12 protein-coding genes are annotated in these 17,228 nt (G+C 56.3%); 7 read left to right on the top strand and 5 right to left on the bottom strand.

Annotated features, from left to right (window positions below; genetic code table 11):
* Positions 1-759 (top strand): ABC transporter ATP-binding protein, encoded by a 759-nt coding sequence (locus WG938_RS08255; RefSeq protein WP_339979614.1) that lies wholly within the window; start codon positions 1-3, stop codon positions 757-759.
* A gap of 10 nt (positions 760-769) precedes the next feature.
* Here WG938_RS08255 and WG938_RS08250 read toward each other — a convergent pair whose 3' ends face one another.
* Both WG938_RS08250 and WG938_RS08245 read right to left on the bottom strand, forming a co-directional pair.
* Positions 770-1,246 carry a hypothetical protein gene (locus tag WG938_RS08250; RefSeq protein ID WP_339979613.1) on the bottom strand — a complete coding sequence of 159 codons (477 nt, stop codon included), beginning with the start codon at positions 1,244-1,246 and terminating at the stop codon, positions 770-772.
* 59 nt (positions 1,247-1,305) lie between these two features.
* Positions 1,306-1,542, bottom strand: coding sequence for a helix-turn-helix transcriptional regulator (locus WG938_RS08245; protein WP_339979612.1), 237 nt, complete (start codon positions 1,540-1,542; stop codon positions 1,306-1,308).
* A 257-nt stretch (positions 1,543-1,799) separates the two neighbouring features.
* Here WG938_RS08245 and WG938_RS08240 point away from each other — a divergent pair, with 257 nt between their 5' ends.
* From WG938_RS08240 to WG938_RS08230, 3 genes are all read left to right on the top strand, one after another.
* Positions 1,800-3,008, top strand: a complete 1,209-nt coding sequence (locus tag WG938_RS08240) for a dicarboxylate/amino acid:cation symporter (RefSeq protein ID WP_339979610.1) — start codon at positions 1,800-1,802, stop codon at positions 3,006-3,008.
* Positions 3,009-3,114: 106 nt separating this feature from the next.
* Entirely contained in the window at positions 3,115-4,566 is a 1,452-nt protein-coding gene (gene thrC, locus WG938_RS08235; RefSeq protein WP_339979609.1) for a threonine synthase, read from the top strand.
* A 499-nt stretch (positions 4,567-5,065) separates the two neighbouring features.
* Positions 5,066-6,820, top strand: a complete 1,755-nt coding sequence (locus tag WG938_RS08230) for a thiamine pyrophosphate-binding protein (protein ID WP_339979608.1) — start codon at positions 5,066-5,068, stop codon at positions 6,818-6,820.
* On the opposite strand, the gene WG938_RS08225 is transcribed toward WG938_RS08230, so the two are convergent.
* On the bottom strand, positions 6,817-8,325 hold the full coding sequence (locus tag WG938_RS08225; protein WP_339979607.1) for a DUF5129 domain-containing protein: 1,509 nt from the start codon (positions 8,323-8,325) through the stop codon (positions 6,817-6,819). The two genes, WG938_RS08230 and WG938_RS08225, sit on opposite strands and share 4 nt — an antisense overlap.
* A 91-nt stretch (positions 8,326-8,416) precedes the next feature.
* On the opposite strand from WG938_RS08225, the gene WG938_RS08220 reads away from it, so the two are divergent.
* From WG938_RS08220 to WG938_RS08210, 3 genes are all read left to right on the top strand, one after another.
* Positions 8,417-9,832: an MFS transporter gene (locus WG938_RS08220; RefSeq protein WP_339979605.1), complete on the top strand. Its 1,416-nt coding sequence runs from the start codon at positions 8,417-8,419 to the stop codon at positions 9,830-9,832.
* A gap of 26 nt (positions 9,833-9,858) precedes the next feature.
* On the top strand, positions 9,859-11,217 hold the full coding sequence (glsA, locus tag WG938_RS08215) for a glutaminase A (RefSeq protein WP_339979602.1): 1,359 nt from the start codon (positions 9,859-9,861) through the stop codon (positions 11,215-11,217).
* A 95-nt stretch (positions 11,218-11,312) separates the two neighbouring features.
* Positions 11,313-11,849 (top strand): NADPH-dependent FMN reductase, encoded by a 537-nt coding sequence (locus tag WG938_RS08210; protein WP_339979600.1) that lies wholly within the window; start codon positions 11,313-11,315, stop codon positions 11,847-11,849.
* Positions 11,850-11,880: 31 nt separating this feature from the next.
* Here the strand turns inward: WG938_RS08210 and WG938_RS08205 are convergent, their stop codons facing one another.
* Both WG938_RS08205 and WG938_RS08200 read right to left on the bottom strand, forming a co-directional pair.
* On the bottom strand, positions 11,881-14,016 hold the full coding sequence (locus WG938_RS08205) for a hypothetical protein (RefSeq protein WP_339979598.1): 2,136 nt from the start codon (positions 14,014-14,016) through the stop codon (positions 11,881-11,883).
* Between the two features lie 15 nt (positions 14,017-14,031).
* Complete coding sequence (locus WG938_RS08200) at positions 14,032-17,220, bottom strand: bifunctional [glutamine synthetase] adenylyltransferase/[glutamine synthetase]-adenylyl-L-tyrosine phosphorylase (RefSeq protein ID WP_445292906.1); 3,189 nt, start codon at positions 17,218-17,220, stop codon at positions 14,032-14,034.
* Positions 17,221-17,228 lie beyond the last annotated feature (8 nt).

The raw sequence follows: 17,228 nt of genomic DNA, 5'->3' as shown, positions 1-17,228 counted from the left end.
ATGAACACCATCATTTCTTCCCACAACCTAGTGAAGTCCTTCCCCAATGCAGAAGGCGAAAACACTGTCCTCCACGGCATTGATGTCTCTATTGAACCTGGCGAATTCGTCGCCATCATGGGGCCCTCGGGGTCAGGCAAATCAACGCTGCTGAACACCCTCAGCGGGATGGATGAAGCAACAAGCGGCGAGATTTTCTTCAGCGATGAGCCGATTCACGAACTTTCGCAGAAGCGACTGGCGGAGCTCAGACTCACAAAGATGGGCTTCGTGTTTCAGCAGATCCATCTACTGAAGAACTTGTCGCTGCTCGACAACATCATCTTCCCAGGGTTTTCGGCGCAGAAGGTACCTCGAGCCGAAGTGGTAGAGCACGGACGGGAACTCATGAATCGAGTCGGATTGAACGGACTTGAAGACCGCACCGTCGCACAAGCTTCTGGTGGCCAACTGCAACGAGTCGGCATCTGCCGTGCCCTCATCAATGACCCTGACGTGCTGTTCTGTGACGAACCAACAGGCGCACTAAATTCGACCTCCGCCAGCGAAATCATGGATCTCCTGTGCGAAATCAACAATGAAGGCACAACCGTCGTCGTCGTGACGCATGATGTCAAAGTCGCCACACGATGCGAGAGAGTGCTTTTCCTAGTCGACGGGCAAATTGTCGGCGACCGTCAGCAAGGAAAAGACGACCCTGATCAATTCACCGCGCGATATACAGAACTATCGACGTGGCTTATCGATCAGGGCTTCTAGTAACCGACAATCAGTAATCGTCAGGATCAGCAGCAGCCAACCGTTCCTCATCCAGATTGCGGTTGTGCTGCTGGTTCTTCTTCATGTAGAAGAAGCTTGCAACTCCACCGACGACCGCGCCGACAATGGCGCCGATCCATGACCAAGCGTTGTTGTCCGTGGTGTTATATAACAAGCCACCCATCCACAACCCTGTGATCGGAACCATGAGGAGCAACACAGGCGTCGACGGGAGGACAGCCCTCGGCGCAGGAACACGTTGGCGCATCCACCTCTGCCCCATCTGCTGCCCCACAAAAACTGCAAGCGGGAACAGGAATGACAGATAAGCTGCTTTTCCCGGCAAGAACCACGCGACGATGGCCGCCGCAATGATCGTTGAAAAACCCGTGATGTAGTTCGCGATGGTCGACGACTGGTGCAGGATTTTCCGCTCGTATTCATCGTCCACCGACTTCTCGTACAACTCGACGATGTGATCCGACATTGACGCCATTGTTCTCTCCCTACCATTCCGCTTGTTTTAACATTGTGGTGACTGACTAGTCACTGTGTTTCTTGCTCGTCGCCAAAAACTTGTTCCACCGTCTTGCCCAACTCACTGCAAATCGCAAGTGCCAGATGCACAGACGGCGAGTAATTGCCCTTTTCGATGTTCACAACCGTCTGCCGAGAAACCCCAACCCGCGTAGCCAATTCTGACTGCGAGAGCTCTTGCCAGCGCCGGTACTTGCGAACCATGTTTCCCAGCGACGCATCGTGTGAACTACCACTGGAACCCATAAACATTCTTTCCTTGATGTCTACCCTACAACCCTTATCGTACAGTTTATTTTACATTTCGTAAAGGGTTACGGCTAGCGCAGTTCCCCAATCCAACCGCGCGGAAAGCACCCCAGCGATGCGGGAAACGGCAATTACCTCAGGTAAGTTATTCAGAGAATTTTTCGAACACTAGGTACATCAGGCACACCAACGCTCTCGTAGCTAGGTGCATACCGGCACTCACGCTTCGAGGTACCGAAACCAAAGGAACTGACATGAACTTTTCACGACTTTCGAAGTCGCTACTGTTCCGCATCATCGTTGCCATCATCCTCGGCATCGCGTGTAGCTTCTTCTTCCCCGAATGGCTTGCAAAAGTCTTCGTCACGTTCAACGGGTTGTTCGGCAACTTCCTTGGCTTCTTCGTTCCAGTCCTCATTTTCGCGCTGATCACCCCGGCAATTTCCAGTCTTGGCAAGGGTGCCGGCAAGTGGCTCGGCCTGACCACCGCAATTGCCTACGGTTCCACGGTGTTTTCGGGTTTGATCGCCTACGGCGCAGCTGCTTCGCTTTACCCGAGCTTGCTTGGCGACGACACCGTCGCAAAGTCTGTCGACGTCGAAGAAGGCGCACTGTCCCCGTACTTCAGCGTCGAGATGCCACCACCGTTTGAGGTGATGACGGCCCTCCTGCTAGCTTTCGTCATTGGCTTGGCCATGACGGCAGTGAAGTCCGATTCTCTTCAGCGAGGCGCAGACCAGCTTCGCGACGTGATCATGAAGGTCATCTCGACCTTTATCATTCCGATTCTGCCGTTCTACATCTTCGGCATTTTCTTGTCGATGGGCATGAATGGCAATCTGACCACCACGTTGTCGATGTTCTTCAAGGTGTTGGTGCTGGCAATCATTGGCACGGTTGTGTTGTTGGCTATTCAGTTTGTGCTGGCAGGCTCCATCGCTGGTCGAAATCCACTTACGGCGCTGAAGAACATGCTTCCCGCATACGCGACGGCACTGGGCACCTCATCGTCGGCAGCAACGATTCCAGTCACGTATGAGTGCGCAAAGAGGAACGGAGTCTCGGAATCCGTCGCCGGGTTCACCATTCCACTCTGCGCAACGATTCACCTTGCCGGCTCCATGATGAAGATCGCGCTTTTCGCATTCGCAGTCATGTACATGTCAGGTACTCCAGTGAGCTTCGCGCAGGCCATCGGCTTCATCCTCATGCTGGGCATCACCATGATTGCAGCACCAGGCGTGCCGGGTGGTGCCATCATGGCTGCCGTCGGCATCCTCGCCAGCATGCTCGGCTTCACTGACGAACAGAACGCACTGATGATCGCCGCTTACATCGCTATCGACTCGTTTGGCACTGCGTGCAACGTCACTGGCGACGGAGCCATCGCCATGGTTGTCAACAAAATTGCGAAGGGAAAGCTCGACAAAGTAGACGAAAACAAGGACAGCATTATCGCGTAAATACCGGGTTCATATCGCGGATTTCCGCACCGTAGTTTTCTCCGCTTTTCCCAAGGTCCGACGTGCCATGCACGCCGGGCCTTTCCCTTTCAGTAAACTAATTAACGTGGACTACATTTCGACCCGCGATCCAAAGCGCACCCCAGCAAAGTTTTCCGATATTCTTCTCGGCGGCCTGGCCCCCGACGGCGGTTTGTATTTGCCGGCGGAGTACCCGCAGGTCGATGATGAGATGTTGACGAAGTGGCGCGCCGTTCTTGCCAATAACGGCTACGGCGCCCTGGCAGCAGAAGTTCTTCAACTGTTCGTCGACGACATCCCAGCAGAAGATCTGAAGGCTATTTGCGCCCGTGCCTACACCACTCCAAAGTTCTCGGACGAAGCAATCGTCCCTGTGACAGAGCTGGAAGACGGCCTTTACATTGGCCACCTATCCATGGGGCCAACTGCTGCGTTCAAGGATATGGCAATGCAGCTTTTAGGCGAGCTTTTTGAATACGAACTGGGCCGTCGCAACGAGACCCTGAATATTCTTGGCGCTACGTCCGGCGATACCGGTTCTTCTGCGGAGTACGCAATGCGCGGACGTCCAGGAATCAGCGTGTTCATGCTCACCCCAGCTGGGCGTATGACACCATTCCAGCAGGCGCAGATGTTCGGTCTGCAGGACGAGAACATTCATAACATCGCACTGGATGGCGTTTTCGACGACTGCCAGGATGTCGTGAAGGCAGTGTCGGGCGACCTGGAGTACAAGAAGTCGCACCGCATTGGTGCGGTGAACTCAATCAATTGGGCACGCCTGATGGCTCAGGTCGTGTACTACGTATCGTGCTGGATCCGAGTTACGGGCAACAACGGCCCAGAGGCAGACAACTCGCAGAAGGTCAGCTTCTCAGTTCCTACCGGTAACTTCGGCGATATCTGCGCCGGACACATCGCACGCTCTATGGGCGTTCCCATCGACCGTCTCATCGTTGCTACGAACGAGAACGACGTTCTCGATGAGTTCTTCCACACCGGTGGCTACCGTGTTCGTTCCGCGGAAGAGACGTTGGCTACCTCGAGCCCATCGATGGACATCTCCCGCGCCTCGAACTTCGAGCGTTTCGTTTTCGACCTGCTAGATCGCGATGCCGAGCGCATTGCGGAACTATTCGGAGTCAAAGTGAAGGAAGGTGGCTTCTCCCTCACTGCCGATCCCGTATTCCCCAATGCTTCGTCGAAGTACGGTTTCATGTCGGGTCGCTCACACCACGCGGACCGCATCGAGACGATCCGCGACTGCTGGGAGCGCCTCGGTGTCATGGTTGATCCGCACACTGCGGACGGCATCCACGTGGCCCGTGAAGTACGCGATCAGGTTGCTACCCCAATTGTTTGCCTCGAAACTGCACTGCCAGTGAAGTTCGCCGAGACAATCCTCGAAGCAACTGGTCAGCAGCCAGATACTCCAGAGCGTTTTGCGGGCATCATGGATGCACCACGTCGCGTCGTCGATCTGCCAAACGATGTCGAAGTTGTGAAGAACTTCATTTCTGAGCACGTGGCGAAGTAGTCACGTCGCTGTAGCGTCACTCGATAACGGGTGGGCACCTATCTCGGTCTTTTTCTGATCGGTTGGTACCCACCCATTTTCTCTTTTTGACGATCGATCCTGCGCCGTTGAATCTGCGCCGCCGCACCTTTCCCCAGTTCCTTCGCTGAGCCATTAAAGCCATAGGACCATCCCATGATCACCCCCGACCCCCGCACACGAGAAACAGCACCCCCACCCCCGAACTCGCACATTTTCACCCCCACTTCCAGATTTGGAATGAATTCAATAAATACCCGCCGGAGCTGGGTTTACACCGACAACCAACTAGGTAAACCTGCTCTAATAACACCCTAGACCTCCCGAAACTGACTTCGAGCTGTCACAATCGTCGGTGCACATTCACCGTCTTGGCGTTATCGTCGCCTACCCGCCCTCTTTCCAGCTCGGAGTTCCGTTGTCCCCATCAGACTTCACACAGTTCGTAACTAACCGATATCAATCCCACACAATCGGACATTTGGAAACTTCGACGACGTCGTCAGCCATCGCTGATGTTGTGCGCGACCGCGCACATCACGCCTTCGGCCTCGTCGGTAATGCGAACTCACATGTTGTCTCGGATCTCACCTCCCAGGGGTTCCCCTACACGGCGGTCCGTCACGAAGCAGCTGCTGTAACAGCGGCTGATGCTTTCTACCGAGCGTCGTCACGTTCGGAGAGAATCGCAGTTGCGACAACGACCTGTGGCGCTGGTTTCACCAACACCATTACTGCGCTGGCCGAAGCGAAGTACGCGCGAATTCCCCTTGTTTTCATCGCGGGCACCGCGCCGGCTGCTGCGCCACGACACTTCGATGTCGACCAGGCTGCGCTTCTCGACGCAATGGGAATCATCTACCTCACCGTCTCACCGTCGTCGGCACGAATCGAAACGTCGATTGCCTTTGATCTCGCGGAGTCACTGCGAGAGCCGGTCGTCATTCTGCTTCCACATGATCTGCAGGAGAGCCAGCTGGAGCATGATGGTGCCATCGCACGCAATGCTCATCATGATCCGTATTGCGTCTCGTCGGCGGCAGCCCCGCACGCCGCTGATGCGTCGATGCCAGCCTCTGACACGCACGCTGGCGATTCCCTCGCCGACATTGCTGAGCTGCTGTCCACCGCCCACCGGCCTGTCATCGTGTCGGGTCGCGGTGTAGTGCTGTCACACACAGAAGAAATGGCGGCAAAGCTTGGCGACGAAATCGGCGCCATCCATCTCACCTCCGCGATGGCGAACAACGTCTTCGATGCAGCTCCAGAGGCGGACAGTGAGCTATTCGCCGATGTAGTCAGCCTTGGTATATCCGGTGGGTTTGCTCACGCAGAGGTAGTCGATGTCATGCGCAGCGTAGATGCCATCTTGGTTCTGGGCGCTAGTTTCAACCCATTCCAAGCTCGCGGCGGCAAGATGTTCCCTGCCCACGCAACTGTGGCGCACATTATCGACGAGCCACATCCAGCAGCTATGCCCGTCGATAAGCGGGTGTACGCCGATCTGAGAGATGCTCTACCTCAGTTGCTCAGACTGATCACGAAGAATGAGTACGCCGATGGCTGGGATCTGGCAGAGCTCCGCCTCCAATTGCAGCGTGGCGACTTCACGCCAGCGCCAGCTCATACCGTGGGTGAGGACGGACGGCTCGACCCACGCGCTGCTCTACATGCGTTGAATCTCTTGCTGCCTCAGCAACGCTGCGTGTGTACAGATGGTGGCCACTTCTTGGGCTGGGTGCCGCAGTACTTGGACACGCCGGATCCAGATGCGCTCGCACTTGTGGGATCGGCGATTCAGTCCATCGGGCTTGGCTGTGGCTCTGCTGTGGGCATCGCGGCTGCACGACCGAGTAACTACACAGTCCTTGTTACCGGCGATGGTGGCGGATTGATGGCCCTGTCAGATCTGGAATCTGCCATTCGCGCAATGCGCGGCAGAAACGGAACCCCTGGGGGCGCAATCGTCGTGATGAATGACGCTGCATATGGCGCCGAACTGCACCAATATGCCGCCGCTGGTCTTGACACCGAGTCCATGGTCATCGATGACATTGACTTCGCAGCACTTGGTTCAAGCCTCGGCGCACGTGGCATCACCATTCGCACCATGGCTGACTTCGATCTGGTGGCAACTGCACTTCACGACAATCCGGCAGATGTTCTCGTCCTCGACGTGAAAATCTCGCAGTGTGTTGTCGCGGACTTCATCAAAGAGGTTTTGCAGAAACGTTAGAACGATCCGCCACCGCCGGCACCGGAAAAGCCCGAGCTAAACGACGTACTATTGCCACCGTCCGTCGTCGCAGCGACATCAGCATCATGCCAGGTTGACATCACCATGAACGGCACCCAGTTGTTATAGCCAGAGCCAACGCGGTAGTTCGCATCCCACAGAGCAGGTGCGTGGCGTTCGCCGTCCTTCATATCGAGGTCATCGAATTCCTTCTCACGGATGATGTCCATCACCAGCGCATAGTCGTGAATCAGCTGCGCGTAATTGTCCATGAACGCGTCGCTTCGTACATCTCGACGCAGCTGATCAGCAGATGCCTCTAGTTGCGCAAGACGCTCTCGAATTTCGGCGCCCTTGACATCGGATTGTGCCTTGATGATGTCGTCGCGAAGCTCGCTTAGTTCTTCAATACGCACCGCATCGTCACCATGTTCCATGTCCCATAGACGGTCGATATTCTTCTCCGCATTGGTCATGCGCTCGGTGGCTTCATGCGCCTTGTTGATGTCGCCAGCTCGCTGCCTCAACACCGCATCGGTCTTCTTGCCCTCCGGCATCTTCTCGTGCATTTCTTCAATCCGGGTATTGATGTGCATCATGCCATCTACCAGTGAATTCACTGCAAGAAATTCGTCGCGTACCTGCTCCCATTGGGAACGCAACTCGGCATTCGCGAATGGCGAGTTCAAGTTGTGCGCCCGCACGTCGATCTCCCCCAGACGCAGCCCGACACTGGCGTAGTGTTTCTGCACAAATGCCAACTTCTCACGGGCTGTATTCGCCTTCTTCTTGCGAGATGCTGCAACTGCGACCGTCGTCACGCCCGCAGCTACTGCCACAGTCGTAGCAGCTACAGTGAGCCCAATAGTCTTTTCTTTTTTCGCATCTTCTTCAGCTTGTCGACGATCACGCTCGATTGTGCTCGTATCGACGGCATACTTCGCGCTAGCGACGAGACCATCAACGAGCTGCTTGTCTTTCAGCGCGGGTCGACCGGCTTCCAGAATGTTGTCGAGACGAGTGTCGTTACGAAGGTCAATGTCTGTGGCAACATCCTCACCGGCATAAGCACCGTTAGAGCGAGGATCTTTACCGTAGGCAAAAATGAGCGCGCCATCACGAAACACGTCCTCCAGGATGAGGGGCGAGTTCTTGTCACGGAGGTGCTCTTCGACTGAGTCGTTGATGTTATCGTCAACATCTTCCATCAAGAGGTACTCAATGTCAGTGACTGACCCGGGCACTAGAAGTGCTTCGGTCTCTTTGAGCAGTCGGGTTTCATCAGCGGGAGTAAGCAGATCATCTGCATCGTCGATTGAAACGTTGATCTCCGATGCTGGCTTGAGCTCGCTGTGTGTACCGATTGACGCTTCCGATGCCGTAGCAACCCCCAAACCAATACCAGCACTGACCAGCGCCAGCACTGAAACACCGGTGCTTGCGAAGAACCGCACCACATAGCGATGCCGTTGGGATTGAGTACTTGTGTAACTTTTGCGGGTCATCGCTACTGTCGCCTTCATTGCCAAGATCGAATAAACCGGGTTGGTGTTTCGCAGTTACTTTCCAGTCTAAAGAGTTCTACACTCGTCCAGAGTGAGCACTTCGTCGAACCCCAAGGATCCCGCACATTCCACTAGAGGGCATTCTTCGCACTCCCCAGCGAGAGACCGCCAAGTTCGCGACCGCCCGCACCCACGTGAGAAGCTTGCGGCCCGCGCCCTCGTCGTGTGGGCCGCTGCCGTATTGGTGTATATCGTTGCCATCACAGGTCGTACGTCACTTGGTGTTGCAGGCGTACAAGCGCTGGACAGGTTCGACATTGACGCTTCCCGGCTCGCGGTATTCACCGCAGTTCAGGTTGGTGTGTACGCACTGGCGCAGATTCCCGTCGGCATCATCATTGACCGCATTGGCGCTCGGAAGACGATGGTCGCCGGAGCACTTCTCATGGCGGTGGGCCAGGCCGTACTTGCCCTCTCCACTGCATATCCGGTCGCAATTGGTGCCCGAATTCTCATTGGCGCAGGCGACGCCACCGCATTCCTGGCAGTGATGCGACTTCTTCCAGCGTGGTTCCCACTGAAATCCACGCCAGTCTTTACCCAGCTCACCGCAGGTCTTGGCCAGCTGGGCCAGTTCATCTCGGCAGTGCCGTTCTTGGCTCTATTACACGCCGAAGGCTGGGTTCCAGCGTTCTTGTCCATTGCCTCGGGTGGCGCCATTATCGCGCTAGCTGCTGCTGTTGCTGTACGGGATAGACCCGACGATTCGCTGTATCGAGAGTCGTCGGTCAACATTCGGCCAGTCACCACCCAGCCACCTGCAACTCCGCCACAGCGGGCATCAATCCGTTCGATGCTGGGCGTCGTTTTGCGTGATCCGTCCTGCTGGCAGGGATTCTTTACCCACTGGACGGGACTGCTGAATCAAAACGTGTTCCTGTTGCTGTGGGGCATGCCGTTGATGACCCTTGGTATGGGATTGGAGCCATCCCAAGCCAGTGCTGGCTTGGTCATCAATACGGTGGCAGTGATTTGTTCGGGGCCCATCGTTGGCATGATTTCGTCGCGCCTGGGTAGTAGCCGATGGAAGTTCCATACCTTGATGACCACCTCCGTCGCCATGGCCTGGGTCTGGTTCTTCCTCTCTCCTACACCGCACACGTTTATCGTCATCATCGTGATGAACGCCCTCCTCGGTCTTGCCGCATCGACTTCCAACTATGGTTTCGATACCGTCCGCGAGAATGTCGATCGCTCTGTACTCGCAACTGGTACAGGTCTTTCCAACATGGGTGGGTTTGTGGCAGCGATGGTGGCGTCGCAAAGTATTGGTGTCATTCTCGACATTTCCAGCGACGGTAGCGCCTACCAGTGGGCTGATTTCCGCCTCGCCTGGGTTGCGGTGCTCGTGGTGTGGCTGATCGGCATGATCGGGCTGTTCTCCGCGCAGATTGCTTTGCGACGACGCGCTGCAGCAGCACCGTCTCACAAGTTTGAGCTCGCGTAAGGGGCGAACTTCCGTAGCCTGGGTGCATGACGTTCCCTACTATTGCCTCTCCATTCCGAGACACGCTTTTTGATCTCACCGAGTCGTGCCGGCACCGGTCCGGTGGTGCAAATGCTGAGTACATCCCTGCGTTGAAAGACGTAGATTCCCAGCTCTTTGCCACCGCCGTGATGACTCCAACCGGAGATATGTATGCCTTCGGGGACACCTCTCATGAGTTCACCATCCAGTCGATGTGTAAGCCCCTGGCATACGGACTAGCAATCGAATTGATGGGCTTGGACGCCGTTTCGGAACGTGTTGGTGTGGAACCAAGTGGTGACGCATTCAACGAAATTTCTTTGGATAAGTACGGTCGTCCAGTCAACCCGATGATTAATGCCGGCGCGATCACTGTGCACGGACTGCTCATGGAATACGTTGGCCCGGATGGTGACGCCGTAGAAGTCGTTCGCCAAAACCTGTCCGACTTGGCTGGACGGGAATTGAAGATCGACCACGAGGTCTCAGAAGGCGAGGTGGAAACTGGCTTCCGAAACCGCGCCATCGCCAACTTGTTGCGTTCGACCGATACGATCACCTGCGATCCGCTGGAGGCGTTTAAGGGCTACTGTCGCCAAAGTGCTGTCGCGCTGAACGTGTGTGACCTCGTCACTATTGGTGCAACACTCGCTTCGGGTGGAATTCAGCCCATGACCGGCAAGCGAGTTTTCCAGCCTGAGACGGTTCAGTGGGTGCTGTCTGTCATGTCTACGTCAGGCATGTACAACGCTGCGGGTAACTGGATGAATACGGTAGGAATTCCGGCAAAGTCGGGCGTCAGTGGTGGCATCGTCGGCGCGATCCCAGGCGAACTCGCGTTGGCCAGCTTTTCACCGCCACTAGATCAGTTTGGCAACTCTGTGCGTGGCAACGAATTCTTCCACCGCGCATCAGAGGATTTGGGCTTGCATATGATGCGTGTTTCGCAACGTCCTCATGGCGCTCTTCGCCAGCGCGCGTTGGTTGATTTTGATTCTGACGGCATTCAAGACACCACCTTGCTCCGCCTGTATGGAGACATCAACTTCACGTCATTCCAAGTTGTCGACCGCGAGGTCGGCAAAGGTGCCGCGTCAGGTACGCAGCTCTTCCTGGATCTGGTTGAGGTGCGCAGCTTCTCCCCTCTTGCCCGCGAGCTCACTCAGCAGTTGCTCGAATCAGTTGGTGCGCAAACGACCGTGTACGTGCACGACCCGTCGGATCTCCTGGACAAGGATGCCTGCACCACGCCACAGTGGGTCGACCAGGCGAATGTTCGCGAGTACCGTAGCGCGAAACCAGAGCGACTCAAGCCTCGGCGATGGCACAGCCGTTTGGGTCGCACGTATCGACGACGTCGTTAAGTCCACACCCCCACCGGTATAGCTTTCAAGTTGCGGGAGCTCGCCACTACTGCTACATTGTTGACACATCATCATTAACATGAGAGGGTTACACAATGAAGCTTGGCATTATCACCGGCACCACCCGCAAGGGCAACGCAGGCACTGCAATTGGTCAGTGGGTCCACGAGGCTCTGCAGGGCCGCACTGACGTTGAGCTGGCTGAACTGAGTGTCGCAGATTTCGACTTGAACTTCCTCACCGAAGAAACCATCCCAGGCATGGCAAACGGTGTCTACGAAGATGAGAAGACCACTGCATGGGCAGCCGCAATCAAGGAGCTCGACGGCTTCCTGTTCGTCACCCCTGAGTACAACGCAGCGCCACCAGCTGCCATGAAGAACGCAGTTGACCTGCTATTCGCTGAGTGGTCTGAGAAGCCAGTTGGCTTCGTTGGCTACGGCTTCCACAAGGGCGTGCGTGCAGTCAACCAGTGGCGCGACATTGTTCGTAATCTGAAGATGGTCGACGCTGAAACCGCAGTCGAGATCGACCTCGGTGCTGAAATGGCTGATGGATCCTTCGCTCCAGCTGAGGGCCAGGTCGAGGTCCTGAACAAGGTCGTCGACGAAGTTCTCGCAGCAGCCAAGTAATTACCAGCGATACCTCGCTGGCGACGAGCCTTTAGAACAGCGAAAGCTGTTCCGGTTCGCCACCTGAATCATCACCGTCATTTCCTCGAGTGTTTTCACTCGAGGTTTTGTCGTTTGTAGGGTCTGTTTCACCGGTGTCGTCTGCATTAACGATCCCATCAGCACTGCCTGTGCTGTTGGTGCTGCCATCGCCGTCAGCGACCTCGCCACTGTCGGCAGTCGCATCTGACATCGGCATCGGCAACTCCAGGATCTCCTGCAACTGCAAGGAGTGCACCATCTTCATCAGGTGTTCCTCAAAGAGCGGACGCATCGACTCCGTATTGGCGACGTGCACCAGCTGCTGATACAAACGCTCAACGTCCCAATCGACCTGGATCAAAGCCGCACGCACCGAATCTTCGGTGAACACCCACCGGGTGACGGCACCAGTTTTGTCTCGTTCCGCCAAGAAGTCCAAAGCCGCTGCGACATCATTGGTTGGCACGCCGAAAGAATGTGCGTACAGCATTGGTGCCTTACCGTCGTCGTCGCGATGTGGTTCGGACAACACAATGGAGCCCTGCGATTGTGGCCCCTCCACCACCACGATGCTGGCAATGAGCTCTGCGACATCTTTAGGCGCCAAATCTTGCTCAGTAAACCACGCATCTGCAAGGGCGATCGCAATCGCATCGGCATGCCACGGGGCTTCGCCATCGAGGAAAATGCCAAGTGCTTCAGCACCCTCCATGGCGGTGTCAATACTGGATTGCAGATCAACTTGCAGCACATCGAAAGCAGCCTGGAACTGCCACACCATATGGTTATCAATGCAGCAGCGGTAATACTTGTGACCTTGTTCCAACTCCACCGCGAGCATCACAATTTCCCGATGCATCCGTCGCTGCGTTCGCGCCGCCACCTGTGCAAGCAACACCGAATCGCCAACCCAGTACTTTGCGATCTGCTCTTCCGACTTACCCGTCAGCCAACCTGCCACGAGCCATGCCCAACGTTCTACCGTCGTACTGCTGAACCAATAGGACAAAGCATTGGTGGTGACTCCGCCGGTGTCTTCGTCGACAAGTCCGGCACATACAAGCATGTCGACGACCACCGTCATCACATCAGGATTCGCCCCAATGGTGACAGCGAAGTCGATGATCTTCTGCTTGCCTTCCATCTCGAATGGGCACAGCACCTCAGTACCTGCCCACTGCAAGTACGCCGAAGCGCACGACACTGCGCGCTGCCAGGGACGTTGTTGAGCGGCGAAATTGTCCTTTTCTGCAGCCGGGAATTGTTCGCGTTCATGTGGTCGTGGAATGAACCACTCGGAGCCACGCAATGCGAGGGAGACTGGCGAGACCATCGACGCGTTGAGCTCGTCGCCGTATTCCATTGGCGTGGTGAACGACACCGCCAACAAGTGCTCCTCGGCCCATTCGACGGCTTCTGCTCGCGAGGCGCTCCAAGTACGACGATCCAGCCGAATTGCTTCCTGCGCGAAGTACTTCAACTGCTTCTGCACCTTCAACGGCGCCATTGACACCAATGCGCGAACCTTGCGTGGCGAGCACAAGAAGTCACGCAGTCGCGCCAAAGTCTCATGCTCCTGCAAGTTTTCGTTGCCGCCCAACATTCCCAATCGACGCATACGCTCGCGCAGTAGATCCGGCTCCACCAAATCGATCAGACACTGCACCGGCGTTGCCATCGTCGGTTCTTCGCCAAAGACCCGCGAAACATGTGGCGGTAAGTTCCACACTCCCACTGGCTGTTCCCACACGAGTCCCAGATTGCGGGCACGGTGCAGCCTGTTCAGCAGCTCGCTTTTCGACGCCCGCTCTCGCCGCTTGGACACTACGACACCCTTTTCGTGTGGACTGGTGTCATCATCTGATGCGAAATAGGCGACTTCGGCGAGATCGTCCAGCGTGGCTGAATCCTCCAGCACATGAACAAGCTGGATTACCGATACGACATCAATTGTGGCGAACGACAGCGCATTCAACGCAGCATCATCGCTCAGCAGCGCCATGATGGATTCAGCGCGAGTGCGTGGCTGTTCCGCCGTGTGATCACTACCGCTGGCGCGAAGCAAAAAGCGCAGGTCAGAATCGCCCAGAGTGCGAAGGTGATCGCGGTAATCTGGGCGGCTCGAGAAATCGACCTGGTTGTTCATCCGAACCATTATGGCCTATACCTCGTGAGTAGGAGACTCCTCACCCCAGAAAACGCGATCGACGACCCTTCGTGATAGACGGGTGACACGCAAATAGTTCTCCATAAAACCATTGGAATCCATGGGATCCCAGCCCGCGGCACCTGCTACTTGGCCCAGCTGAGGTCCTGGCTGTGGCAGCTCGTCCGTGCGTTTGCCACGAGTCAGAACCAGCGCATTTCGTGCCTTTGTCGCAGTTAACCACGCAGTACGCAGAGTATCGGTGTCTTCTCCATCGAGAATGTTCGCTTTCTGCAGCGCATCCAGACAGTCCAGTGTTGAGGTGTTGTGCAGTTCTGGAACTTCATGTGCATGCAAGAACGTCAACAGTTGCACGGTCCATTCGATATCGGTCAGCGCACCCGAGCCAAGCTTCGTATGTGTACGACGATTCGCTCCACGTGGCAGTCGCTCATTATCGACACGAGCCTTCATGCGCCTCACTTCGCGAACAATCTTTTCGTCGACACCCCCTGCCGGATAGCGCATTGAGTCAATGCCTTCGAGGAAACGCTGACCTAGTTCTTTATCGCCGGCGATCCATGTTGCACGCAGCAGCGCCTGAAGCTCCCAGGTCTCTCCCCACCTCTCGTAGTACGACAGATAAGAATGCAACGTGCGGACGATCGGCCCCGAACGTCCTTCTGGGCGCAGGTCAACATCGACTTCCAATGCTGGATCCTGGCTCGGTTTTGCTAGACGACGACGCATTGCATCACAAATCCGTGTTGCCCACCGAACAGCCGTGGAATCTTCGACGACAGGCTCCCCTGCTTCATCTGTGGCGGGATCGCAGACGAACATCACGTCAGCATCTGAGCCATAGCCAAGCTCTGCACCACCAAGACGCCCCATGCCGATGACTGAGATCTTTGCCGGGACTGGTTCATCGGGGTGGGCCTTCTGCCAACCACGAATCTCTGCCGCAAGCGCTGCTTCCAACACTGCATCCCACACCAGCGACAGGGAGCGACACACATCGCGCACATCCATCATGCCCAGTAGGTCTGCAGAAGCAATACGCGCCAACTCGGCACGGCGAAGTGCACGAGCTACCTTGATGGCCTTGTCGGGATCGTCATGACGCCCTGCCGCCGCCACCAATGACCGGCCCACCGTCTGCGGATCGGTATCCAACAATTTCGGGCCGACGGCACCGTCGCCAAGCATACGAACGGTTTCCGGCGACATCATGAGCAAATCGGAAGCGTATGGTGACGTGCCCAGAATGTGCATGAGCCGATGGCCGACGATGCCCTCGTCGCGCAGCGTGCGAACAAACCATTGCTGGTGGTAGAGGACCTCGGACAGCTTACGGTAGTTCAGCAGACCAGCATCGGGATCTTGGGTTTCCGACAGCCATTCCATCAGTGTCGGCAAAATCATTGCTTGGATGCGAGCCTTACGGGAACCACCCGAGGCGAGCGCGGTGAGGTGCTCATATGCGCGGTCTGGGAAGTCATAGCCAAGTGCTGCGAGCTGACGTTTCGCGGCGTCTGCAGACAACTGCATCGTGCCAACGTCCAGCTCAACTACCGAATTCAACAGAGGACGGTAGAACAGCTTGTTATGCAGCGAACGAATCTGCATCGAGGTTGCGCGAAAACGCTTGTTCAGGATCTCGGCTGCATCGGCCGAACCCTGCATGACTAGTCCCGATGCGCGAGCCAACCAACGACGATTTTCTACGTCTTCAGCAGGTGGCAGCGTGTGCGTCCGACGCAGTTTCTGCAGCTGCAAACGATGCTCCAGCAGCCGCATGAATTCATAGGCACCAATCAGATTTCGGCCGTCTTCGCGGCCGATGTAGCCTGCCTCAACCAGTGCTTCCAAGGCATCAACGGTGGAAAGGACGCGCAGGGTTTCGTCGTAACGCCCATGCACCATCTGCAGTAGCTGCACCGCGAACTCAACGTCGCGCAAACCTCCGACACCGAGCTTCAACTCGCGTTTACGCAGATCATCGGGAACATTCTCGATCACACGTCGCCGCATGGCCTGAATATCCGGTACGAATGAATCTCGCTGGGATGCTTCCCACACCATGGGTCGCAGCGCATCGATGTAGGCATTGCCGAGGTCCAAATCGCCCGTCATCGGACGAGCCTTTAGCTGTGCCTGGAACTCCCATGTTTGCGCCCACCGCTTGTAGTACGCGACATGCGATTCCAGGGTGCGCACCAACGCTCCGCTTTTGCCCTCTGGCCGTAGTGCAACGTCGACTTCAAAGAAGCATCGACAGGAAATGCGGACGAATTCACCAGCAAGACGGGTCGCTCGCGCGTCCGGTGGCTCTGCCACGAAGATTACGTCCACATCGGAGATGTAATTCAACTCCTGGGCGCCGCACTTGCCCATCGCGATGACAGCCAACCTTGTGCTCACCGGCGAATCTGGATAGACCTTTGCGACGGCGACAGACAGCGCTGCTGTCAACGCTGCATCAGCGAGGTCCGATAAGGCCTCTGCGATCTGTACAAAAGGCACGACAGGCTGACCTGGCCGACGTGGACCTCTCGGATAAGTTCCTGCGAGGTCAGCAGCTGCGATGCGCATGATGAGGTTGCGGTACGCACGTTGCATGGCAATTTCGGCCTCACGACCGGTGATCCCGGCGCGATATAACCCCGCGCCTTCCAAATCGGGGCTTGACTCGGTGGGATAGTGCGCTTCGAGGTCATCAGCGGCGGCAACGTTGTCGGGATCGGTGAGAACTGGTGACTCCGGCATCGCTTCCACGGCGGTGAGCAGTTCACGGAACATGTCACCTTGCGTTGGTAGATCCGCTTGGAGTTGGATCCATTCTGTCGGATTGGCGATCAGGTGATCTGCCAGTGCAGCCGAGCCACCCATCAACGCAAACATGCGCGTTCGCATCAATACCTGGTTGCGCAATAATTCATCGAGAGCAGACCATGTTGCCCAGTCAGGCAACGTTCCGGCTGCTTCTTTCGAATCGAGCGCTTCCTTCAGTCGAATGAGGCCAGCGAGTGCCAAGTTCGGATCGGCAGCACCCGCAAGTCCCCACAGAAGTTCCAACGAATCCTCGTTGTACCAGTGCAGCGCTTCGAGATCGTCATGCGTGCGTTGATCCGCATTGAGTCCCAGCACAGCAGGTCGAGGCACTGATTGACGACTCGTGCGTGGACGGTTATTCATCACCATTGTTGTGT

Source organism: Corynebacterium sp. H113 (genome assembly GCF_037572315.1).
In the GTDB taxonomy this organism is placed as follows: Bacteria; Actinomycetota; Actinomycetes; order Mycobacteriales; family Mycobacteriaceae; genus Corynebacterium.
This window is presented reverse-complemented; position numbering and strand designations above follow the sequence as displayed.